The sequence below is a fragment of the Butyrivibrio hungatei DSM 14810 genome (assembly GCF_900143205.1).
In the GTDB taxonomy this organism is placed as follows: Bacteria; Bacillota; Clostridia; order Lachnospirales; family Lachnospiraceae; genus Butyrivibrio; species Butyrivibrio hungatei.
In genome coordinates this window covers 57,859-81,502 of sequence record NZ_FRDH01000007.1, presented here as the reverse complement: position 1 = coordinate 81,502, position 23,644 = coordinate 57,859, and the positions used below count along the sequence as shown (strand labels likewise).

The following is a 23,644-nucleotide window of genomic DNA, read 5'->3' as shown; positions in this document are numbered from 1 at the left end:
ACATTTATGAAGCTTAAAACAGCGATCTGCGCTTTAGCTTTAACAATGATTCTTTCTGGTTGTGGAAGTTTGTCAGGGGGACACAATATCGATTCAGGTTTTGCATACATCGAGAGTCATCAGTATGATAATGCTCTCGAGAGTTTTAGTGTTGCCGAAGAGAAGGGTGAAGACGCCTGCCTTATCCACAGAGGAAGAGGTATAGCTTATCTTTATAAAAATGAATACGAGCTGGCAGTTAATGAGCTGCTGGCTTCTTTGGCTACTGACGAGGGAATAGTTGATGATATGGACTTTGACACCAATTATTACCTGGCAGAAGCTTATTACAAGCTTGGTGAATACAACAAGGCAAAAGAGGTTTATGATGCCATCATTGGTCTTCGCAGCAAGGATAGTAATGCTTACTATCTTAGAGGAACTGCGGAACTTGCAGCCGGTGACCATGACCTTGGGTATGCTGATTTTACCAAAGCAATCTCTTTGAATCCCAAAGATTATTCAATGATGATAATGATATGCAAATCTCTTGATGAGCAGGGCTATGGAGAAGAGGGCAGATCCATTTTGAGTAAAGCCATGGAAAATGGAAGCGACTTCATGTCCAACTATGAGAGAGGACAGATCTATTTTTATCTTGGGGATTATCAGAGTGCGGTCCAGTATCTTGAGACTGCCAGCAATGAAAGAGACCAGGATAAAGAACCTGTTATACTGATGCTTGGACATACTCTTGAGACTATGGGAGACTATTCAACTGCCTGCAGCAAATATTCTAATTATTTAAGGGATAATCCAAGCAGCGCAGTAGTCTACAATAGACTTGGCATGTGCCAGATAAAGCTTGCAGATTATGAGTCGGCGGTGGCTTCCTTTGAGGCAGGCATTGCAATAGATGATAAGGCTATGAATCAGGCTCTTACTCTTAATCAGATCACTGCATATGAATATATGGGCGAGTTTAATCTTGCTTCTTCACTTATGACCACTTATCTTGAGACATATCCTGAAGATGAGACAGCCATAAGAGAAAATATCTTTTTATCTACAAGGTAGCAGACTTAGGGGAGAATATTATGAAAATATCTGTATATAACGATTGGGATCATGTGCCAAAGGCTGAGAGCGAAGGTCAGGACAATGTGGTACTTGCCTGGGATGGTGAATACAGAAAGGGTGATATCATCGAGTTTTCCGGCATTGAACCTGACAATTTTTATGTAGTCAAGGTTGACGCTGCCATTGATCCGGCACTTGTGTATATAACAGAGGAGACTGTGCTTTTTACAGTTCCCTTTTATGAGAAAAAGACCAGCTACAATCCATTAGCTTTCTTTGGTAACAGACATTATGTCAGCATCAGAGCAGCTTTTTCTTTTGAAGTAGAAGGATATCGCAATATAGCAGCTAATCCATTTGATCAGCACGAGGTATCAGGAGTTTATCCTCATGCCAGTGCCAATGTAGAAACAAGAGGGGAGGCAGTATTTGCAGCCAGAAATGCTATTGATGGCTGTATAGCAACTCTTTCTCATGGAGAATGGCCTTATGAATCCTGGGGCATCAACAGACAGGATGATGCAGAGTTTACCCTTGACTTTGGAAGAGAAGTAGACTTTGACCAGATAGTTCTTTATACAAGAGCTGATTTTCCACACGATAACTGGTGGGTAGAGGCTACATTTACATTCTCTGACGGAACAACAGAAGTTGTTCAGATGGATAAAAAGGTGGCAGAACCACATGTTTTCCATATTGAGAGAAAGGGTATCACTTGGATCAAACTTGGCAAGCTTATCAAGGCTGATGATCCAAGCCCGTTCCCGGCTCTTACACAGATTGAAGTTTATGGAAGCGAATCCGCCGGGAGGTAATGGATTATGGAACACAGGTCCATAGTAGAGGAATATTTAAAAAAGACAAAGGGTGCAGGTCTTTATGACGTCTATCCTGATATATCAGATAGAGACAGGTGGGATGCACTTTCTGATACTCTTAAGACGAGTCTTATAAATGCTGGAGAAGAGGCTTTAAAAGAGCCTTGGACCCAGCTTCTTATTTCTGACTTCAGAGAATTCACCAAAACTGGAAACAGAGTTCAGTTCGAGGATAAGTATTTTCCACGAAGAAGAAAACTAAATAAGCTTGTAATGGCTGAATGTGTCGAGAATAAAGGAAGATTTCTTGATGCCATCCTGGATGGTCTGTATCTTATTCTTGAAGAGACCACCTGGTGTCTTCCACCTCATACAAGTTATGAGCGTGACGCTTCTCAGGAGACTATGCCGGACCCAACAAGACCTATCATAGATCTTTTTGATGCCGAGTCTGGTGCTGAGATAGCTGTTTGTGAGTATCTCTTAAGACCGGTTTTCCAGAAGATAAGCCCATATATCAGTCTCTATGTCAATGAGAGACTGAAGGAGCGCATCTTCGAGCCATATCTTAACCAGCACTTCTGGTGGATGGGTAATGGCAAGGAGCCAATGTGCAACTGGACTGTGTGGTGTACTCAAAACGTACTTTTGTGTGCATTTACAAGACCTGAAGGCTTCTTTTCACAGGAGATTATGAGAACTTTTCTTGAAAAAGCAGCTCTTTCCTGTGACTATTTCCTTGATGAATACGGAGATGATGGTGGATGCGATGAGGGAGCGCAGTATTACACTCACGCAGGACTTTGCCTTTATGGATGTCTTGAGGTTATGAGCGGTGTACTTGGAAAAGAGAGTCCTTTTACCGGAGTGTTTGCTGATAAGCTCATCAGAAATGTGGCAAATTACATCGTTAAGATGTATGTAGGAAACGGCTACTATGTCAATTTTGCTGATTGCAGCGCCCTTCCTGGAAAAAGGACTGCAAGGGAATTCCTTTTTGGAAAGGCAACAGGCGATGAAGTACTTTCAAGCTTTGCTGCGGAGGACTTTAAGACCGAGACTGCAGATCAAAAGCTTATATCAGATGAGATAAATCTCTTTTACCATGTGTGGCAGGCTTTTGCCTATGATGAAATGGCAATTTATAAGAAAACTGAGGGCCTGGCTGAAGATACTTTCTTTGAAAGCGTGGGACTTTTAGTGGCAAGAGATGATACCTATGTACTTGCAGCCAAAGCTGGAGATAATGCAGACAGTCACAATCATAATGACGTAGGTTCTTTTACCGTGTATAAGGGAGGAAAGCCTTTCCTCATAGATCTGGGAGTTGGAACCTATACCAAGAAGACCTTCTCAGACCGAAGGTATGAGCTGTGGACCATGCAGTCTCAGTTTCACAATCTTCCAACATTTATCGACAGCGAAGTTTTTGATGACAAGGTGGCCGGACTTGGAAGAGATTCGGAGTCTGACAGCCATGATGAGCACGTATATATGCAGCATGACGGGGAAAAGTATGCCGCAAGGGATGTGAAATGTCTTTTATCAAAAAATACAAATAGTGGGATATCTTCACTTTCTATGGACATTGCAGATGCATACGAGAGCTGCAGGATAAAGAGCTACAAGCGAGATATCAGCCTTAATAAGGGCGCAAATATTGTGGTTAAAGATGAGTTTGAAGCTGACGCTGGCTGTATCTTGAGCCTTATGACCTATGAAAAGCCGGTTGTTTCTGGTGATAGATCAGTTATTTCTGTGGAAAACACAGGTAAGATCTCGATTGATGGTGGAAAAGTATTAGAAATTCAGGAATATCCAATAACGGATGAAAGACTTGCGCTTGCCTGGAAGCATGAGGTTTACAGAGTTTTAGTAAAGCCTGATGACAGAAAGCTTAAGCTTACAATAGAATAAGTCAAATTAATGCAAAAAGAGGTATGAGTAATGGGTTTATTAAATGCAGAAGATGAAAAGTGGGTCAAAGAAACCCTTAAAAAGATTGAAGATAAGATGGTTCCTGTAACTGAGAGAAACAGAAACAAGATTCCATATACAACTGATGAGAATGGCAGATTTGACGACAGAGCCGGCAAAAACGACATCTGCTGGTGGACAAATGGATTCTGGGGCGGCGAGATGTGGCAGCTCTATAAGCTTACAGGAAATGAGATGTTTAAAAAAGAGGCTCTCCAGGTAGAAGACAAGATGGATGCAGCTTTCCTTAACTACAACGGAATGGATCATGACGCTGGATTTAGGTGGCTTCCTACAGCTGTTATAAACTATAAGCTTTATGGCGGCGAAGAGTCCAAGAATAGAGGCCTTTTGGCAGCAGCTTCTCTTGCAGGCCGATTTAACTTAAACGGTAACTTTATAAGAGCCTGGAACGATTGGGGTGATGGCAGAGATACCACAGGCTGGGCAATCATTGACTGCATGATGAATCTGCCTCTTTTATACTGGGCATCTGAGGAGCTTAAGGATCCTAGATTTAAAGAGATTGCCATAGCTCATGCCAATACAGCCATGAAGAACTTTGTAAGGGAAGACGGCTCCGTTAGACATATTGTGGGCTTTGATCCATTTACTGGTAAGTTTGACAGAGAGTACGCAGGACAGGGATATTCAGAAGGATCATCCTGGACAAGAGGCCAGAGCTGGGGAATCTACGGCTTTACTCTTAGCTATATCTACACAGGTGATGAGAAGTATCTTGAAACTGCACAGAAGATCGCAGATTACATTCTTTCTGCAATGCCAGAGACCTTCCTTGTGCCTATCGATTACAGACAGCCAAAGGAAGATGATCTTGAGGATTCAACAGCTGCAGCCATTACTGCAGGCGGCTTTATAGAGCTTTCAAAGTGTCTTGATAAGCTTGGTGAGACTAACAAGGCAAAAGAGTACCTTGAGGCAGCAGTTAAGCTTCTTAAGGCTCTTGATGGACATAGCTGCGACTATACATTAGATAGAGACAACATCCTTACAAGAGGATCAGTTGATTACCATGGAAATGGTCACCACATTGCTATCATCTACGGTGACTACTACTATATCGAAGCACTTATGAAGCTTACAGATACTGCACTTACAGTATTTTGATGCAATTGGAGGAGATCATGAAATTCACACCAAGTCATACTAACTTTGAACTTAGCCCATATACAGGACTTGATAGAGATAGCTGGATCGAAGCTGCCCAGTATCTTTTAGCAGGTATCTTTAACAACATCAAGGATAGCGAAGCACCAGTAGTTATGCCAAGATATGAGACAGAGGTTACTTATCCTTCCAAGGATGCACCTCTTTGGAGAATCAAGGCAGAGGTTTTCGAAGGACTTTGCAGATCATTTTTTATTTCTGCGCCACTTATTCATATTAAGCCGGATCTTGAGCTCAATGGCATTAATGTCCGTGAATATTACAAGAAGCAGGTTCTTTACGCAGTTACTAAGGGTGAAAAGAACTATGTTCTCAATTATTCGGACATGAGAGAACTTGATAAGAGCGGTAATCCTGTGGCTGTTTATCAGCAGACCGTTGAGACAGCGGCACTTGTGATCTGCCTTTGGCTTTCTAAGGATGAGATCTGGGAGACCTATACCCAGGAAGAAAAAGATAGGATAGCAGCCTTTTTAACTGACTTTGCTCATGCCAATACAGTTCCTCAGAACTGGCGTCTTTTCAATATGCTTGATATGGCATTTTTATACATGAATGGCTACGACATAGACGAAGATATCATGCGTGATCATGCTCAGAATATTCTTGCCTATTATGCAGGCGATGGCTGGTATAGAGACGGTCAGTCTTTTGACTATTACTCATGTTGGGCATTTAACATGTACACAGCTATCTGGAATGAATGGTATGGATATGAAAAAGAGCCTTATATTGCCCAGAAGTTCGAAGATAACTCCAATGAACTTATGAAGACTTATCCTATGTTCTTTGACAGGGACGGCTTTACAAATATGTGGGGCAGAAGTGGTATATACAGAAATGCTGCTACAAGTGCCTTTGACGGCAACCTTATGATGAAGAATTCCAGCATCAATCCTGGACTTGCAAGACGTATCTGCTCAGGTTCACTTCTCCAGTTCCTTACAAGAGATGATTTCCTTTGGAATGGAGTGCCAACTCTTGGCTTCTATGGCCCATTTGTGCCTCTGGTTCAGGGATATTCCTGCGCAGAATCACCTCTTTGGCTTGCTAAGGCTCTTTTATGCCTACATTTACCAGCTGACCACCCATTCTGGACTGCCAAGGAAGAGAACGGTATCTGGGATCAGTTAAAAGAAAGAGAGACTTTAGTTACAACTCTTAATGGGCCTGCCCTTTGCATGGCAAACCATGAAGCTAACGGAATCACAGAGCTTAGAACAGGTAAGATCGTTAAGCATAAAGAAGATGCCCACGGCATGTGGAATTACAGTAAGCTTGTGTTTAATTCAAAATTCCCTTGGGAATCAAGACCTTGTGAGGGAGTTGAATCTCAGCAGTATGTGATTACTTATCTTGATGAAGAGGGGACCAGGGGACTTGCTGCAAATGCAACATTCTGGCATGGGGAGAAGGACAATGTCCTTTACAGAAGACAGTTCTTTGAATATGAGACAGAGACAGAAACTCATTGGAGAACAGCACTTAATATTGCAGACTTTACTGTTCCTTATGGTATTATCCGCGCGGACAAGATACGTCTTTTCAGAAGACCTGTCCGCATAACTCTTGGAGCGTTTGGCTTCCCTGACAATGGAACAGAGGTCATAGAGAAGGAAAAAGACGGCTACAAGGCTGTGATACTAAAGGGACACGATCATACAGGAAAAGAAAAACAACTTGCCTTTACAATTATGGACGGATGGGATAATATCCAAATAATAAAAAGTACTGATACAAATCCTGACAGTAAAAATTCCATAGTTCTTTTTGCAGATACCAGAAGAAACAAGCAGTATGGTTATGAGCCATATTTCCTGATCTCGCAGGTTATTACCAAGGAGAGCTTGGATGATTTTGACGAGAATGATATTTTCCCAGTTAAGGCTATTGAATATACAGACCCTCAGGAATGCGGAGGATACGGTCCAGTAACCATAACACTCAAAGATGGAACTGTAAGGACTATTGACTTTGACTTGATGGAGGGTAATTTGCAACTATGACATACCAGATCAGAATTGCTACACCTGAGGATGCTAAAGAACTTCTTGATATTTACAGGTATTATGTTGAAAACACAGCTATAACTTTTGAATATGATGTTCCTTCTGTAGAGGAATTCAGAGGCAGAATAGAGCATGTACTAAAAAAGTTCCCTTATTTAGTAGTAGAGGGAGATGGCAAGATCTACGGATATGCTTATGTTAGTCCATTCAAGGAAAGAGCTGCTTATCAGTGGGCAGTTGAGACTTCTATCTATGTGGCAAAGGATGCCAGAAGAGAAGGAATTGGACGCATGCTCTATGAGGAACTTGAAAAGCGCCTTAAAGAGATGGGAATTCTTAATCTTAATGCTTGTATCGGTTACCCAAACGGGGCTGAAGATGAGCACTTGAACTATGATAGTGTAAGATTCCATGAGAAGATGGGATATTCTATGGTTGGCGAGTTCCACCAATGCGGCTACAAGTTTGGCAGATGGTACAACATGGTCTGGATGGAGAAGTTAATAGGAGAACATGTGAATGATCCAGCTTGCGATCGTTGAAGATGAAAATTCATATGCTGATCAGCTGATAGAGTTTGTAAAAAAATATCAGTCAGAGAGCGGAAAAACTTTCAAGATAACCAGATTTAAGGATGGTGATGAGATTACCAATGGATATCGTGGACAGTTTGATATTATCCTTATGGATATTGAGATGAAGCTCATGGACGGTATGACGGCAGCAGAGGAGATCAGAAAACTCGATCAGGACGTTATCATTATGTTTATTACTAACATGACTAATTACGCTATCAGGGGTTATCAGGTTGATGCCCTTGATTACGTACTTAAGCCAGTTAGTTATTTTGCTTTTTCTCAGAAGCTTGGAAGAGCTATATCCAAGATGAAGAATAAGAGTACCAAGACTATATCAATAGAGATGCAGTCTGGCGTAAAAAAACTCGATATAGACAATGTCTTTTACATTGAAAGTGAAGGACATAATCTTAACTTTTATACCAGTGGAGGGGAGTTTTCTATAAGGGGGAAGTTAAAAGACTTTGAAGAACAGCTTGTCCCCTACAATTTCTTTAGGAGTAACAAGGGATATCTTGTTAATCTTAAATATGTGGATGGCGTGGAAAATGGCAGTTGTCTCATTGCTGGCAAGCAGCTTCTTATCAGCAGAGCCAGAAAAAATGATTTTATGACTGCCCTGACTGAGTATATGGCTCAGTAATTTAAAGGAATTCACATGGAAAATATTTATCAGGATATACCACGATTATATACAGCCCTTGCCGAATGGCTGGCTTGTATGATCTATTGTCTGGTATTAAAAAGAAAAATTGGAAACAAGACCTTTATTATCTTTTCTGTGCTTGCTTTGATAGTACAGAGTGTATTTCTTGTATTTACCAAGAATCTACCGGTTATATTTTGGATCCCCTGTATGCTTATTGCGGTGGGATTTATGTACCTTTTCTTATATCTTACTTGTGACACCAGTAGAAATGTTGTTGGTTACTATTGCGCAAGAGCATTTCTTCTTGCAGAGCTTGCGGCTTCTCTTGAGTGGCAGCTTGCCTGCTTTTTCCTTACCAAGAATGATTCTTATGCCATTCAGATCCTTATCTTGGTATCTGTATATGTGCTTGTGTTTACATGGGCTCATTACATGGAAGTCAGCATCACAAGAGGAATCTTTCAGCTTGAGATCAATTATCATGAGTTGTGGGCGGCTATTGCTATTGCAGCAGCCATCTTTGCTTTTAGTAATCTTAGCTTCATTGTTCAGAACACTCCTTTTTCAGCAGGAGTCACTGCGGATGTTTTTTATATCAGGACACTTGTTGATATTGCCGGTATAATGATATTATATGTTTATCAGAGTAGAATTTGTGAGCTTCTTGCAGAAAAAGAGCTTAGAAACATCCACTCTATGCTGAAGGCTCAGTATGATAAGTACAGGGGCTATCAAACTACTTTTGACATGATCAACATGAAGTATCATGACTTAAAGCATCAGATAGCAGGCCTTCGTTCTGAAATGAGTGATGAAGAGCGAAAGAAGTGGATCGATACTCTTGAACAGGAACTAGAGTCCTACAGTCCTGAGCTTCAGACAGGCAATAGTGTTCTTGATACGCTTATTGCAGGTAAAATGATGAACTGCAGAGCCAATAATATCAAGATCACCTGCGTAGCTGATGGCAATATCCTTGATTTCATGCATGTTGCAGATATCTGTACTGTATTTGGAAACGCTTTGGATAATGCTATCGAGAGTGTATCTCTTATAGAAGATCCAGAGAAAAGACTAATTCACATGGCGATTTCTCCTAAGAAAAACTTTGTTCTTATACAGATCAATAACTACTGCGAGAACCACATAACTATGAAAAACGGCTATCCTGTAACTACTAAGGCTGACAAAGGAAATCATGGTTTCGGCCTTAAGAGTATCAGATATACCCTGGAGAAATATCACGGAACAGTTAACTTTGACATCAAAGATAATTGGTTTGAGCTTAAAATGCTCATTCCTAAAGGAGGAGTTTCTTGAACATATTAGCAGTCGCAATTGCTGATTGTATGGGTTTTATATTACTGATCGCATTGCTGGTGAGCAGTCGTGTAAGGCGCGCGAAAAGAGACCTTGAACTCAAGATATTTACATATATAACTATTTTGACAATGGTTTCCTGTGTAGTAGATTTCTTCTCTTTTTACTCAGACGGGAAGCCTGGGAGGCTGTGGCATTTTATAAATGTTTTTGCCAATACCTTTTGTTTCATGTCAAATCCGGTCTTTATATCATGCTGGTGCCTTTATGAGGACATCAAGCTTTACAACAGCAAGGCAAGAGTAAAGAGAATCTATACCAAGGCCTTTATACCAGCAGTGATAATGGTGATCGTGGCATTTTTAAACATCTTTTTTCCTATTATCTTTTATATCGATGAGGCAAATGTGTATCACAGATTAAATGCAAACTATGCGTTTTATGTTGTTGATCTGGGATATCTTGTAATGAGCATAGTGATACTTATCTGCTATGAAAAGAGATATGGAAAAGCAAAGTTTTTCCCATTATATCTGATGATGGGACCAATCGTACTTGGTACCGGTATTCAGGCTATGTTCTATGGCGTTTCACTTATCTGGGTGTCTCTTGCCATAGGTCTTACTGCTATCTATATGTCTCTTCAGAATGAATTTTCTTATCTTGATACTTTGACAGGCTTGTATAATAGAGCTTATCTTGATTATCAGATGGACAATTTTCTTAAAGATAAGAATGTGGTTATCGGTGCGATCATGATAGACGTAGATTACTTCAAGAGTATCAATGATACCCTTGGCCATTCAGCAGGTGATGAGGCACTTGTAGATGTTGCCAGAGTTATTATTTTAAGTAAGCCTGATAAGGCAATCGCTACGAGATTTGCAGGCGATGAATTTATTGTACTTGTAAATAACACAAGTCATTATGAAATGCAGAATATTATCAGAAATATCAGGGAAGAGCTTAAGATCTTTAATGAGAATGAAGGTAGACACTACAAGCTTTCACTTTCTCTTGGTTATGCGATTTACGATGTGGCCAAGGATGATCGAGATGGATTTTTCCGCCGCATGGACGACAACATGTACGAAGAGAAAAAGCTCAAGCATGGGTGAGTGGCACCGGGGGTGTATTGGCCACCCGGAACTTTCTTGGCCTACGGACGTGTGAAGGCGCGGATGCTCCACTTTCGCTCTATAGTATTTTTAGCAGGATGCATAAGACATTCATAATCCCCAAATAGATTTATTTCATGTTATTCATAACATAAATCTATTTGGGGATTTTTCATGCTATGTATCATCTGCGAAAAATAAAACGCTCAAGTGAACTATCCACACTCATCACACTGTAACGGTAGAAAACAAGCATGTTTAGCTTAAAACTCTACAAAGTTGATTTTTCGGCTAAAGAATTAGTGGCATAAAAAAACAAGAAGAATTACTGATTTAGCCGATAAACATAGATTTTAGATAAATAGGCTAATGTTTTTGTTTACTATCCATTTATAAGTGAGCACTAGTTATACAAAATATTAGCTGAATTAAGCAAGTCTAACTGTTTTCGGCTAAAGAACCACTTTGATTTCAAGAATAGATGAAGATATATATTAGCCGAAAACGTAAATTTCAATATTATTTGGCTAAGAGTACAGCTGTGAAAAGGCGATGGCCGGCCAAGGATTACCTACATCGCAGCAAAACGGCACAATGCAGGTAATCAGTGGTGGCAATCGCTACACCCTTCCGGTATCACCTCCTCACTCCCCTCACAGTTCACAATTTTTTAATTTGTTTTTACTCCCGTTATCTGCTATGTTTGTTTTTATGAAAAAGAAGAAACTTGTTACTAACTTAATAATAGCTGTAGCCCTCATTTTACTGGCTATAGTAAGCTTGAATTTCTCATCATCTGCATCTACCAAGGCTTCCACCAAGAAATACCCTTACGGAGTCTTTATTGGTGCGGATTCAGATGCCATTAGCAAGATGAAAAGCTACGAGATCGTGGTCATTGATGCTCAGTACTTTACCAAGAAGGAGATTAGGCAACTTAAGGACAGCGGCTGCACAGTCTATAGTTATATTAACGTAGGCTCAATAGAGGATTTTAGACCATATTATGAAGATTACAAGCATCTGTCTCTTGGAGCTTATGAGAATTGGGAAGAGGAGAGCTGGATTGACGTTTCAGATAAGTCTTGGCAGAAGTTTATCACAGATAAGCTTGCAAAAGAGCTTGTAGCAAAGGGAATTGATGGCTTTTTTGTGGATAACACTGATGTTTATTACTGTTACAAGACTCAGAAGATATATGAGGGACTTACAACGATCCTCAAGGGACTTAAGAAAACTGGTAAATATGTCTGCATAAACGGTGGAGATACTTACATCACAGAGTTTATTACCAAGAATGGATCAGCTGATGATGTAGCTGATGCAGTTAATCAAGAATCAGTCTTTAGTGAGATAGATTGGGACAATGATTCTTTTTCCAAGAAATCGGCAGAAGATAGCAAGTACTTCAAGGAATATGTAGAACTTGCTGCTGGTAATGGACTTGATATCTATCTTCTGGAATATACTACTGATAATAAGTTAATTGGACAGGTCAAGAAGTACTGCTCAGATAATGATTTCAAGTATTACATATCTGATAGTTTAGAGCTTAAGTAATTAACAGGTCTGACATCAGATAGATATAAAACATAAAAGAGGAGAAAGGTTATGAAAGCACATTTTGCCGGGGGATGTTTTTGGTGTGTGACACCAATTTACAAGATGTATGGAGTTGATAAGGTTATATGCGGCTATTCAGGCGGGGATGAGGTTAATCCCACCTATGAAGATGTAAAAGCTCAGAAGACCGGACATCGTGAGACTATTGAGCTTGTTTATGATCCTGAGAAGGTTTCATATGATAAGCTTCTAGATATCTTTTTTGCCAATGTGGATCCATTTGATCCTGAGGGACAGTTTATCGATAAAGGTTTCTCATATACACTGGCTATCTATTACAGCACAGAAGAGGAAAAACTTCGTGCCCAGAGCCGCATTCACAAGCTTGAAGAGGAATCTGGCAAGAAGACCTATGTTGCTATCGAAAAATTCAAGAGTTTCTATGAGGCAGAGGAGTATCATCAGGACTATTACCTTAAAAACCCTGAGGCTTTTGAAAAAGAAATGATAGAATCAGGAAGACGAACCAAATAACCATTAAAAAAGTATTAAAAAACCGTACATTCTCTTTTTTTCTCAGACAATAAAAATATAATTAATATATGAGTATATGCGTTTTAGAACCACTTTTTATGGAGGTAAAACCATGTCTGCAGATAATAAGAATGCAAACGGAATAAAATTTGTTGACAGTATTAAGACTAAGCTTATTGGTATCATGATTCTTGTTGCGGCAGTTCCACTAGCTGTAGCAGTTATCGTAAGTTACAATACTTCAACTAGTAAGGCACTTCTTGATGCTGAAGATGCTGCTGAATGGCAGGTTTGGTATGTAGAATCTCAGTTTGAGAATGCTTGTAATACTAACCTGACGACCATCAAAAACATTGCTTCTAACCCAACGGTAGTGGCATATGTTAGTGGTGATACCAGCATACCATACGAAGAGGTTCAGGATATCGTTAGAAGAGCTGATAGTGTCATGAATGATGGCGTCATTACATCTATTGCTGGTCCATCTGGAATGCAGGTAGTCAGGACAGAGGGTGACTTTATAGATGTATCAGAGAGAGAATATTTCCAGGAAGCTATCAAAGGTAATACTTATATTTCTAACGTAATGGTCAGCAAGACAACTGGAAAGAGAATGATCACATTCTCGACACCTGTCATGGATGGCAACAAGATAGTTGGTGTTGCACACAGAAACTACGACCTCAATAATTTTCACGAGCTTTTGGCAAAAGATACTACTAATGCATTTATGGTAGACAGAGAAGGTACTCTATGTGCTCATGCAGCTTATGTAGTAGGTGAAGGTGACAATACTAACGAAGACTTTTCTTATATGCAGTTCTTTTCTAATACCGAAGAAGAAGGCTTCTACCTAGAAAAAGCTTATGATGATTCTTACATAGCTTTTGCAAGGGATCCCAATTCAGGATTTGTCATTGCAACAGCTACAGCTAAATCAGAAGTGCTTGGAGCTGCTAGAAAATCAGCAATTATTGTCATTGCTGTTGGAGTGGGACTTCTTATTGCAGCGATGATCATTTCGATTCTCATGGCAAAGAGTTTTACAGAGCCTATAAAGGCAGTCCAGAGGTCGCTTGAAGCTCTTTCTGATGGAAGATTTAAAATGGTTGAAAAGCATGATGCCAGAAAAGACGAATTTGGACTTATTTCCAAAGCCACTAACTCCTTAATTGAAACATTAGATGGTATTGTTACCAATATAAAGAGATCTGCAGATAATGTGGGAAAATCATCTGAGGAACTTTCAGATATGGCGAACCAGATTTCCCAGACTGCAGAAGATGTTTCCAATGCAGTTCAGGAGATTGCATCTGGTGCAACTCAGCAGGCTGATGAAATTCAGAATGCTTCTGAAAATGTAGGAAGAATTGGTGATGCTGTAGGAAGTGTACAGTCATCATCTGGAGACCTTTCAGATCTTGCTGGTAAGATGAAAGAAGCTTCAGAGGTTTCAAGTAAATCTCTTCAGTCTCTTCAGGACTCATCCTCAGAGATGACAGCTAAGATTGATGATATTGCTAATACCATCCAGGCAACTAAGGATGCTGTTAACACTATAAGTGAAAAGGTAGAAGGCATCACCTCAATTGCAACTCAGACCAATCTCCTTTCACTTAATGCTTCAATTGAGGCTGCTAGAGCTGGTGAGGCAGGTAAGGGATTTGCGGTAGTTGCTGAAGAGATTGGTAAGCTTGCTGATGACTCTAAGGATATGGCAGATGACATTAGAAAAGAGATGGAGGTTCTGCTGGAACAGTCTGAAGCAGCCGTTCTTGCTGCAGAAGAGGTCAAGAAAGGAAACAGCGATCAGCAGATTGCTCTTGGAGAAACCCTTGAGGCAGTTAATGGCATGCTTGATGATATCGGAAGTACAGTTGGAGGCGTTCAGCTCATTTCTGAAGGAGCTGATACCTGTGAAACTTCCAAGAATGCGGTTGTTGATACAATGAGTGCTCTATCAGCTATTTCAGAGGAAAATGCAGCTTCTTCTGAAGAGACGGGAGCATCAATGCAGGAACTTTCTGCTACCGTTACTACACTTGCTGGATCTGCTAATGGTCTTAAGGATATAGCAGAAAAGCTCAATGAAGAAATGAAGTTCTTTAAAGATAGCGCAGAAGTTGAAATAGCGGAAGAAACTGCAGAATAACATAATTTTGTAGGACATCAAAAAATCTTTAATACATTTCATGACAAAAATCGTGCAGTTTGTGACAAAAACGGCACGATTTTTTGTTTGTGATAATCTGAAAATGTAGTTACCTGCCAGTGACCCAAAATGACAGGAAAACGTAGAAAGTAACTGCAGCCTGAACACCTGCAGTGCTAAATAAAAAGGGAGGTTCAAAATATGTTATCTATTAATATGGATGACGTCCTTAACGTCTTAACATCAATCAGATCATATTTGATCGCTATTGGTGTTATCATCGCTATCGCAGTCGTATTAATGATTGCAGTTATGAAACTTAATAAGCCTGTTAAAAAGCTTATTAGGGGCACAGCTTTAGTAGCTATGCTGACTGGTATTGTTGTTTGTGTAAATATGATCTGTTCAGGTCCTATGAGCACAATGCTCGATCTTGTAAGTGGAAGTGGAACTATTTCCAAGACTACTTCAGACGAGACTACAGTTCTTGCACAGAATATCGCAAGAGAGGGTATTGTTCTTCTTGAAAACAATGACAATACACTTCCTGTTGCTTCTGGCAGCAAGTTAAATGTATTTGGATGGGCTTCAACAAATCCTATCCTTGGTGGAGCTGGTTCAGGTGCTCTTAACGATGCATATGATCAGATCTCACTTCTTCAGTCTCTTTCAGACGCTGGTATTGAAACTAACTCAGAACTTACACAGTTCTATACAGACTACAAGGCTGACAGACCTGTAGTTGGAATGTGGAATCAGGATTGGACACTTCCTGAACCTAACGTATCTCTTTATACTGATGAGCTTATGGCAAATGCAAAGAGCTTCTCAGATACAGCAATGATCGTTATCAGCCGTTCAGGTGGTGAGGGTGCTGACCTTCCTACAGACATGAATGCTGTAATTGATGGTTCTTACATGGATGGAACTACATACACAGCTGGAACTTATGATGATACATTAAATGAAGGCAATGACTGGGATGCAGGTGATCACTATCTTCAGCTTACAAACAGAGAAGAAGAGATGATCGATCTTGTTTGTGCTAATTTCGACAAGGTAGTTCTTGTTTACAACGGTGCAAACGCATTCGAGCTTGGCTTTATAAAAGATCACCCACAGATTAAGTCAGTTCTTTGGGTAGCTGGTATGGGTCACGTTGGTATGGAGGCCCTTGGTGAGATCGTAACAGGTGAGGTTAACCCATCTGGTAAGACAATCGACACATATGTTTACGATATGGAAAAGACACCTTGGTGGAACAACTTCGGTGACTTCAACTATACAAACATGGATGAGTTTGCTTATACATCTACTGGATTCACAGGAAATGAATCTACAGCAGAGGTATCATTCATCAACTACGTAGAGGGTATCTATGTAGGTTATAAGTTCTACGAGACAGCAGCTCTTGAAGGACTTATCAACTATGATGAGATGGTTCAGTACCCATTCGGTTATGGACTTTCTTATACAACATTTGAGCAGACAATGGGTGACATCACAGAGGCAGATGGTAAGATCAGCTTCGATGTTACTGTTACTAACACAGGTTCTGTAGCTGGTAAGGATGTAGTAGAGGTTTACTACAATCCTCCTTATGAAAACGGTGGAATTGAGAAGGCTTCAACAAACCTCGTTCAGTTTGAAAAGACACAGCTTCTTGAGCCAGGTGCATCAGAGACTATCAATATCTCTTTTGCAGTAGAAGATATGGCATCATATGATTACCAGAACGCAAAGGCTTACGTTCTTGATGCTGGTGACTATGTGATCTCAATCAACTCAGATTCACACAATGTTATTGACTCTAAGACATACACTGTAGATTCTACAGTAACTTATAGCGGATCAAACTCAAGACAGAGCGATCTTGTTACAGCTACAAACGCTTTTGATTATGCAGAAGGTAATATTGAATACCTTTCAAGAGCAGATGGATTTGCTAACTACGCAGCAGCTACAGCAGCTCCAAAGAGCTATGAGATGGCAGCAGATGCTAAGGCATCTTTCTACAACATCAGCAACTATTTATCAGCAGAAGCTACAGCAGCTGATGAAGATGCAAATGCTGAGGCAGTTACAACTGGTGCTGAGACAACACTTAAGCTTGCAGACCTTAGAGGTCTTGATAAGAACGATCCTAAGTGGGATGAGCTTCTTAACAGTATGTCACTTGATGATATGAATGCTCTTATCTCTCTTGGTGGATATCAGACAAACTCAGTTGATTCAATTGGTAAGGTTCGTACAAACGACTGTGACGGTCCTGCTTCTATCAACAACAACTTCACAGGTGTTGGATCACTTGGATTCCCTGTTGGAGTAACAATTGCAGCTACTTACAACAAAGAGCTTGCTTATTCATTTGGTGATTACATCGGCAAGATGGCTGATGAGATGGATGTTTCAGGTTGGTATGCACCAGCTATGAATATTCACAGAACAGCATTTGCTGGACGTAACTTCGAGTACTATTCAGAAGATCCTATCCTTTCAGGATATGTTGCTTCTGAAGCTTGTAAGGGTTCATGGGCTAACGGAGTATATGCTTATATCAAGCACTTCGCTATGAACGATCAGGAAGAGAATAGATGTGATATGCTCTGCACATGGTCAAATGAGCAGGCTATCCGTGAAACTTACCTTAGACCTTTCGAGATCTGCGTAAAGAACGTTGATATGTGTGCTGTAATGTCATCATTCAACTACATTGGTAACCGTTGGGCAGGTGGTTCTGCATCACTCCTTAAGACAGTACTTAGAGATGAGTGGGGCTTCAATGGCTTCGTTCTTACTGATTACTTCGGAGTATATGGCTACATGTCATCTGACCAGGCCATTAGAAATGGTACAGACTGTATGCTTGTTAACTATCCAACAGCTACAAACAATGTACAGTTCAGAGATACAAACGGCGCTCAGCAGGCTATGAGAGAAGCTACAAAGAATATTCTTTATACTGTAGTCAACAGCCGTGCTTATGCACCTGAAAACCTCACAATGGGAATGGCTTCCTGGAAGAAGCTCATGATCGTACTTGATGTTATCTTTGGCGCTCTTATGGTTTGCCTCATGGCAATCTTCATCAAGAACTTCTTAAAGAGAAAGAAAGAAGAAGCACCTGCGGCAACATCAGCAGAGGAATAATTTTTTATGTGAGTCGGTGCCTGCTTTAATCAGCGGGCACCAGACTTACTTATTTAGTAAAGGGGAAAAGAATGAAACATCAAGATATCATTGAGAAGATGACAATCGAAGAGAAGGCAGCTTTTTTAAGCGGCAAGGGGGAATGGCAGACCAGAGATTTTGAGAGGCTTGGAATTCCTTCTATTTTCTGTTCTGATGGACCTCACGGTATCAGAAAACAGGCAGGTGCAGGAGATCATCTTGGACTTAACGCATCATTGCCTGCAACATGTTTCCCTACAGCAGCAACTATAGCAAACAGCTGGGATGAAGAACTTGGAGAGACTCTCGGCGAAACTCTTGGTGAAGAGGCTATGGCAGAAGGGGTTAACGTTTTATTGGGACCTGGCCTTAACATCAAAAGAAGTCCACTTTGTGGCAGAAACTTTGAGTATTTTTCAGAGGATCCTTATCTTGCAGGTAAAATGGCGGCTTCCTATGTCAGAGGAATTCAGTCACGAGGCGTTTATGCATGTCCAAAGCACTTTGCGGTAAACTCCCAGGAGCTTCGCAGAATGGCTATGAATGCAGTAATAGATGAGAGAACTTTAAGAGAGATATATCTTACAGGTTTTGAGATTGCTGTAAAAGAGGGAAAGGCAAAGACTATAATGTCTGCCTACAATGAGGTTAATGGTGTTTATGCCAACGAGAACAAGCATCTTTTGAATGATATTTTGAGAGATGAATGGGGTTTTGATGGAATTGTAATTACGGACTGGGGCGCTTCAAACGATCATGCTCTTGGAGTTGCAGCAGGTTCAAACCTTGAAATGCCAAATCCTGGTCTTGATTCAGCAAGAGAGCTCATTGCAGCAGTAGAGAGCGGCAAGATCAAAATGGAAGACCTGGACGCCAGAGTAGATGAGCTTTTAGATGCAGTTTTGACTCTTCATGCTAATGCTAAGGGCAAGAGTGATGAGTTTGACAAGAACGCGCATCATCAGATTGCCAGAAGAGCAGCATCAGAGAGTGCAGTTCTTTTGAAAAACGAAGGAAATACACTTCCTCTTAAGGCTGGAACAAAGGTTGCTGTTATTGGTGATTTCGCATTTGTTCCTAGATATCAGGGTGCTGGATCTTCTCTTGTTAATCCTACTAAGATTGAGACAATATCTGAGATGATCAGTTCCTATGACCTTCAGGTCGTTGGTATGAGCAGAGGCTATTCCAGAAACGGCGAAGAGGATGCAGTTACCAAAAAAGAAGCTCTTGATATAGCGGCTAAGGCAGATGTGGTTCTTTACTTCTTTGGACTTAATGAAGACAGTGAGTCTGAGGGAATGGACAGAACTCATATGAGGATTCCTCAGAATCAGATCAATCTTCTTCAGGAGCTTGGACAGGTTAATCCTAACCTTGTTGGTGTTATCAGTGCTGGTTCAGCTATTGAAATGCCATGGCATCACTATCTTAAGGCTATGCTTCACTGCTACCTTAATGGACAGGCAGGCGCTGGCGCAGTTCTCGATATCCTTATGGGCAAGGTAAACCCTTCCGGTAAGATTTCAGAGACTATTCCTAGAAGATTAGAGGATACACCTGCATATCGCTATTATCCTAGTCAGGAGAGAACTTCTGAGTATAGAGAGAGCCTTTATGTTGGTTATAGATACTATGACACAGCAAAGGTTCCAGTTCTTTATCCATTTGGATTTGGACTTTCTTACACAAGTTTTGAGTATAGTGACATCAAGGTTACTGATGACAAAGTATCTTTTACCATCAAGAATACAGGTAGCTTCGACGGAGCAGAGGTAGCTCAGCTCTATGTTGGACTTCCAGGTGCTAAGGTCTTCAGACCAGAAAAAGAGCTTAAGGGCTTTGCTAAGGTATACTTGAAAGCCGGCGAGAGCAAGGAAGTTTCAATTGCTTTTGACGACAAGACTTTCCGCTACTTTAATGTAAAGACAAATAAGTGGGAAGTAGAAGATGGAAATTATCAGATCATGATCGGTGCAAGCAGTGCTGACATAAAGCTTACAGCCAGCATCATGAAGGCTAAGACAACAGATACTATGCCTTATGATAAGGCAGAGCTTCATTCATACTATACAGGCAAGATCGAGTCTGTAGAGGCTTCTGAGTATGAGAAACTTCTTGGAAGAAGCATTCCTGATGGAAAGTGGAGCGGCAAGCTTGGACCAAACGATGCCATCTGCCAGATGTATTATGCAAGGAGCGGACTTGCAAGATTTGCTTATGATCGTCTCACAGCCATGAAGAAAAAAGCTGATGAGAGCGGCAAGCCTGATCTTAACATTCTCTTTATCTACAACATGCCATTTAGAGCCATGGCCAAGATGACTGCAGGTGCTGTCAGCATGGAGATGGTCGACGGAATTGTAGAACTTGTGAATGGTCGTTTCTTTGGTGGACTTGGCAAGATCATAGGTGGCTACTTTAGAAACAGTAAGAAAAACAAAGCCTATGAGGCGAAAATAAAAGAAGCTAAATAAGCTTATGTTTGATTGGAGGATTTATTATTATGAAGTGGTGGAATGAGTTTACAGAAAAACACCCAAAGGCAGCTCAGTGGATCAGGGAAGGCGGACTTTTTGTGATCGTATCTAACGTGATCACAGTGTTCAAATATCTTATCCTGCAGTTCCTGCCTTATGCATTTAGAGGACTTGGAGACAGAGCTTTTGGATGGCCAGGCATTCCAGTGAATTTATTTGGAGTTGGTTTTAAGTGGAACATTCTTGGCTATGATACAGCTCAGGGCGGCCTTGCTTATTTTGCAGCATACATGGTAGCTATGGTTATTGGTGAGGTTGTAAACTTCCCTATTCAGCGTAACTTCGTATTCCGCAGCAAGGGTAAGGTATGGTATCAGGCTATGTGGTACTTCCTTGCATTCTGTGTGATCACATGTATCGTTAACTCTATCAACTGCGTATGGGTAGCTGTAGCAGGTCAGTTTGTACCTGACTTTGTTTACAATATCGGTACAACAGTCCTTAACGGCGGCGTAAGTATGGTGATCTTCTTCTTTGTTAACAAGATCATCTTCCCAGAAGGCGAAGCTAAAAAAGAGGCATAAAAATAAACTTTAGGCTGGCGGTCCCAACCGCAGGCTGTTAGGCAAAAAATCCTTGTATCTACGGACTATTCCGGATGGTACAAGGATTTTGCATTAACAGGAAAAATCATATAAAATTGTAGGAACTAAAAATATGAAGGCGAGTTTTTGTTTATGGAATATAAGGCAAATATCAATGGTATAGATATTGAAGTTACTTATAGTCAGGAATCTATAGACAATATTTTTGTCCCTCTTTTGCATGAGCTTTCCAAGATGCATGATGATAAAAAGAGGAGGATACTGGTGATGCTTGCTGCTCCTCCAGGAGCTGGTAAGAGTACGCTGGTGAGCTTTTTGGAGGAATTATCAAAAGAGATAATTCCGGGCAAAAAGGTACAGGCCATAGGTATGGATGGCTTTCACAGGAGGCAGGAATATCTTTTGACACACAAGACTACCGTGAATGGCAGGATGATTCCTATGGTTGATATCAAGGGGGCACCTGTAACCTTTGACAGTGACGCACTTAGGAGCAAGATCCAGGAGGCCTGCAGGGAAAAGAGCTGCAAATGGCCGATCTATGACAGGCTCCTTCATAATCCAATTGAGGATGCCATAACAGTTGATGGCGATATTGTACTTTTGGAAGGAAATTACCTTTTAGCTGATATTGACGGATTTAGGAATCTATCAGAGTTTGCTGATTATACCATTTCAATTTCTGCCAAGGAAGAGCTTCTGAGGAAAAGACTTATAGATAGGAAAGAGGCTAGTGGCAACACTAGGCAGAAGGCAGAAGAGTTTGTGGATTTCAGCGATATGGCAAATGTAAGACTTTGCCTTACTAAGACAAGGAAAGCTGATCTTGAGCTCCTGATTGACCCTGATACCTGTGAATATAAGCTAAAATGATTTATAGAAAGATAGTTTATGAAGTTAAGAGATTTACTTGCGTTTAATGATATTGTGATCCAGTGCCATGATAACCCTGATGCAGATGCACTTGCTTCGGGATATGGCCTGTATTTGTATTTTAAAGATCAAGGCAAAAATATTAGATTCATCTACAGAGGAAATAACAGGATAAAAAAGAGTAACCTGATGATTATGGTGGATGAGCTTCAGATTCCTGTTGAGTATGCCCCTTCTTTTGATGAAGAGGTGGAACTTCTTCTGACAGTGGACTGCCAATATGGTCAGCGAAATGTCACTATGACCAGGGCACAGACTATAGCAGTAATTGATCATCATCAAAAGACTGTGGAGCTTCCAGATCTTTCAGAAGTCAGAAGCAGTGTAGGAAGTGCTTCGACCATAGTGTGGGACATGCTTATGGATGAGGGCTATGAGATCGATATGAAGCTTTCCACAGCTCTTTATTACGGATTATACTGTGATACAAATAAGTTTTCTGAGGTTTCCCATCCTCTTGACAGGGATATGATGGATGAACTTGTGGTAAACAGAAGTCTCATTGTGAAGATGCGAAATTCCAATATGTCTTTGGATGAGCTCAAGATCACTGGAAAGGCCATACTCGGATATGAGTTTTTTGCCAAAAAGAAGTATCTTATCATAGAATCTGAGCCCTGCGACCCGAATATTTTAGGGGTCATGAGCGATTTTTCCCTTGAAACAGAAGGAGTTGACGTGTGCCTTGCCTACTATGTAGGAAAGGATGAGATCAAGTTTTCAGTCAGAAGCTGCGCAAAAGAAGTGCATGCAAACGAGCTTGCATTCTTTCTTGCTGAAGGTGTTGGCGGTGGCGGAGGACATATCTACAAAGCAGGTGGCAACATGAGGCCTGAGTTGGTGGCAGGCAAACAAACACAGATCCAAGGCTCTTTTCAAGATGGCGCTGAATGGTACATAAAGCACAGAATGGAAGAGTACTTTGATAGCTATGATGTGATCATCGCAAGGAATACTTTGCTTGATACATCCTCTATGGACAGATATGTTAAGATCCCTTGTAAAAGAGGCTGTGCCAAGCTTACGGATATTTTCCCGGAGAATACCAGGGTTTCTATCAGAACCCTTGAGGGTGACATAGACATCACAGTTAATGATCAGCTTTATGTGATGATAGGAATAGAAGGCGAGATATATCCTATTGATGCCAGGAAGCTTAAGAGAAGCTATTCTTTGGCCAATGAGGAGTATGATGTGGATCTTGAGTACAATCCGACTATTAAGGATTGTGCTTCCGGTGAAAAGAAACAGATTTTGGCTTATGCCAGGACCATAATCCCAAGGGATGATCATTCTGTGATATTTGCTTCTCAGATAAAAAAGACTGTGAAGATCTTTACCATGTGGGATGAGGAAAAATATTATCTGGGAAATCCCGGAGATTATATTGCATGTCGCGAAGACGACCTTCATGACATATATATCATCAAAGAAAGACTTTTTGATCAGCTCTATACTCGTAAAAAATAATATAGGGACGGCTTTTTGCC

17 protein-coding genes are annotated in these 23,644 nt (G+C 40.7%); all 17 read left to right on the top strand.

The genetic code is table 11. The annotated features are described in order from the left end of the window. The first annotated feature begins 6 nt into the window (after positions 1–6). The 17 genes from BUA02_RS09380 to BUA02_RS09300 all read left to right on the top strand — a co-directional run bounded on the left by BUA02_RS09380 (position 7) and on the right by BUA02_RS09300 (position 23,624). Positions 7–1,056, top strand: a complete 1,050-nt coding sequence (locus tag BUA02_RS09380; RefSeq protein ID WP_071175472.1) for a tetratricopeptide repeat protein — start codon at positions 7–9, stop codon at positions 1,054–1,056. Positions 1,057–1,076: 20 nt separating this feature from the next. Continuing rightward, a complete protein-coding gene (locus tag BUA02_RS09375; RefSeq protein WP_072703287.1) occupies positions 1,077–1,874 on the top strand; it encodes a DUF7402 domain-containing protein in 798 nt (265 codons plus the stop codon). A 6-nt stretch (positions 1,875–1,880) separates the two neighbouring features. Then, complete coding sequence (locus tag BUA02_RS09370; RefSeq protein WP_083572718.1) at positions 1,881–3,794, top strand: heparinase II/III domain-containing protein; 1,914 nt, start codon at positions 1,881–1,883, stop codon at positions 3,792–3,794. 30 nt (positions 3,795–3,824) lie between these two features. Beyond that, the gene (locus tag BUA02_RS09365; protein ID WP_071175474.1) at positions 3,825–4,982 is read left to right on the top strand and encodes a glycoside hydrolase family protein; all 1,158 of its coding nucleotides are present in this window, start codon (positions 3,825–3,827) and stop codon (positions 4,980–4,982) included. A gap of 17 nt (positions 4,983–4,999) precedes the next feature. Beyond that, the gene (locus BUA02_RS09360; protein ID WP_072703284.1) at positions 5,000–7,048 is read left to right on the top strand and encodes a DUF2264 domain-containing protein; all 2,049 of its coding nucleotides are present in this window, start codon (positions 5,000–5,002) and stop codon (positions 7,046–7,048) included. Next, positions 7,045–7,593 (top strand): GNAT family N-acetyltransferase, encoded by a 549-nt coding sequence (locus tag BUA02_RS09355; protein WP_072703281.1) that lies wholly within the window; start codon positions 7,045–7,047, stop codon positions 7,591–7,593. The genes BUA02_RS09360 and BUA02_RS09355 overlap by 4 nt, the downstream gene beginning before the upstream one ends. Then, positions 7,571–8,272 carry a LytR/AlgR family response regulator transcription factor gene (locus BUA02_RS09350; protein WP_071175477.1) on the top strand — a complete coding sequence of 234 codons (702 nt, stop codon included), beginning with the start codon at positions 7,571–7,573 and terminating at the stop codon, positions 8,270–8,272. Before BUA02_RS09355 ends, BUA02_RS09350 begins: the two co-directional genes overlap by 23 nt. A 15-nt stretch (positions 8,273–8,287) precedes the next feature. Beyond that, positions 8,288–9,598, top strand: coding sequence for an ATP-binding protein (locus BUA02_RS09345; protein WP_071175478.1), 1,311 nt, complete (start codon positions 8,288–8,290; stop codon positions 9,596–9,598). Next, positions 9,595–10,716 carry a GGDEF domain-containing protein gene (locus BUA02_RS09340; protein WP_072703278.1) on the top strand — a complete coding sequence of 374 codons (1,122 nt, stop codon included), beginning with the start codon at positions 9,595–9,597 and terminating at the stop codon, positions 10,714–10,716. The genes BUA02_RS09345 and BUA02_RS09340 overlap by 4 nt, the downstream gene beginning before the upstream one ends. Positions 10,717–11,427: 711 nt before the next feature. Further along, on the top strand, positions 11,428–12,276 hold the full coding sequence (locus tag BUA02_RS09335; RefSeq protein ID WP_072703270.1) for an endo alpha-1,4 polygalactosaminidase: 849 nt from the start codon (positions 11,428–11,430) through the stop codon (positions 12,274–12,276). 51 nt (positions 12,277–12,327) lie between these two features. After that, positions 12,328–12,813: a peptide-methionine (S)-S-oxide reductase MsrA gene (msrA, locus tag BUA02_RS09330; protein WP_072703267.1), complete on the top strand. Its 486-nt coding sequence runs from the start codon at positions 12,328–12,330 to the stop codon at positions 12,811–12,813. A gap of 112 nt (positions 12,814–12,925) precedes the next feature. Further along, positions 12,926–14,965, top strand: coding sequence for a methyl-accepting chemotaxis protein (locus BUA02_RS09325; RefSeq protein ID WP_072703254.1), 2,040 nt, complete (start codon positions 12,926–12,928; stop codon positions 14,963–14,965). 201 nt (positions 14,966–15,166) lie between these two features. Further along, positions 15,167–18,115, top strand: coding sequence for a glycoside hydrolase family 3 N-terminal domain-containing protein (locus BUA02_RS09320; RefSeq protein WP_072703251.1), 2,949 nt, complete (start codon positions 15,167–15,169; stop codon positions 18,113–18,115). 71 nt (positions 18,116–18,186) lie between these two features. Then, the gene (locus BUA02_RS09315; protein ID WP_072703248.1) at positions 18,187–20,613 is read left to right on the top strand and encodes a glycoside hydrolase family 3 C-terminal domain-containing protein; all 2,427 of its coding nucleotides are present in this window, start codon (positions 18,187–18,189) and stop codon (positions 20,611–20,613) included. 29 nt (positions 20,614–20,642) lie between these two features. Further along, on the top strand, positions 20,643–21,200 hold the full coding sequence (locus tag BUA02_RS09310; RefSeq protein WP_072703245.1) for a GtrA family protein: 558 nt from the start codon (positions 20,643–20,645) through the stop codon (positions 21,198–21,200). Positions 21,201–21,353: 153 nt separating this feature from the next. Continuing rightward, positions 21,354–22,094, top strand: a complete 741-nt coding sequence (locus tag BUA02_RS09305) for a nucleoside/nucleotide kinase family protein (RefSeq protein ID WP_072703242.1) — start codon at positions 21,354–21,356, stop codon at positions 22,092–22,094. Positions 22,095–22,112: 18 nt separating this feature from the next. Then, positions 22,113–23,624 (top strand): DHH family phosphoesterase, encoded by a 1,512-nt coding sequence (locus BUA02_RS09300; RefSeq protein ID WP_072703239.1) that lies wholly within the window; start codon positions 22,113–22,115, stop codon positions 23,622–23,624. The last annotated feature ends 20 nt before the right edge of the window (positions 23,625–23,644 follow it).

Bases quoted from the DNA above. Each gene is read 5' to 3' on its own strand.
- BUA02_RS09380 (WP_071175472.1), top strand. From the start codon at position 7: ATGAAGCTTAAAACAGCGATCTGCGCTTTAGCTTTAACAATGATTCTT.
- BUA02_RS09375 (WP_072703287.1), top strand. From the start codon at position 1,077: ATGAAAATATCTGTATATAACGATTGGGATCATGTGCCAAAGGCTGAG.
- BUA02_RS09370 (WP_083572718.1), top strand. From the start codon at position 1,881: ATGGAACACAGGTCCATAGTAGAGGAATATTTAAAAAAGACAAAGGGT.
- BUA02_RS09365 (WP_071175474.1), top strand. From the start codon at position 3,825: ATGGGTTTATTAAATGCAGAAGATGAAAAGTGGGTCAAAGAAACCCTT.
- BUA02_RS09360 (WP_072703284.1), top strand. From the start codon at position 5,000: ATGAAATTCACACCAAGTCATACTAACTTTGAACTTAGCCCATATACA.
- BUA02_RS09355 (WP_072703281.1), top strand. From the start codon at position 7,045: ATGACATACCAGATCAGAATTGCTACACCTGAGGATGCTAAAGAACTT.
- BUA02_RS09350 (WP_071175477.1), top strand. From the start codon at position 7,571: ATGATCCAGCTTGCGATCGTTGAAGATGAAAATTCATATGCTGATCAG.
- BUA02_RS09345 (WP_071175478.1), top strand. From the start codon at position 8,288: ATGGAAAATATTTATCAGGATATACCACGATTATATACAGCCCTTGCC.
- BUA02_RS09335 (WP_072703270.1), top strand. From the start codon at position 11,428: ATGAAAAAGAAGAAACTTGTTACTAACTTAATAATAGCTGTAGCCCTC.
- msrA (WP_072703267.1), top strand. From the start codon at position 12,328: ATGAAAGCACATTTTGCCGGGGGATGTTTTTGGTGTGTGACACCAATT.
- BUA02_RS09325 (WP_072703254.1), top strand. From the start codon at position 12,926: ATGTCTGCAGATAATAAGAATGCAAACGGAATAAAATTTGTTGACAGT.
- BUA02_RS09320 (WP_072703251.1), top strand. From the start codon at position 15,167: ATGTTATCTATTAATATGGATGACGTCCTTAACGTCTTAACATCAATC.
- BUA02_RS09315 (WP_072703248.1), top strand. From the start codon at position 18,187: ATGAAACATCAAGATATCATTGAGAAGATGACAATCGAAGAGAAGGCA.
- BUA02_RS09310 (WP_072703245.1), top strand. From the start codon at position 20,643: ATGAAGTGGTGGAATGAGTTTACAGAAAAACACCCAAAGGCAGCTCAG.
- BUA02_RS09305 (WP_072703242.1), top strand. From the start codon at position 21,354: ATGGAATATAAGGCAAATATCAATGGTATAGATATTGAAGTTACTTAT.
- BUA02_RS09300 (WP_072703239.1), top strand. From the start codon at position 22,113: ATGAAGTTAAGAGATTTACTTGCGTTTAATGATATTGTGATCCAGTGC.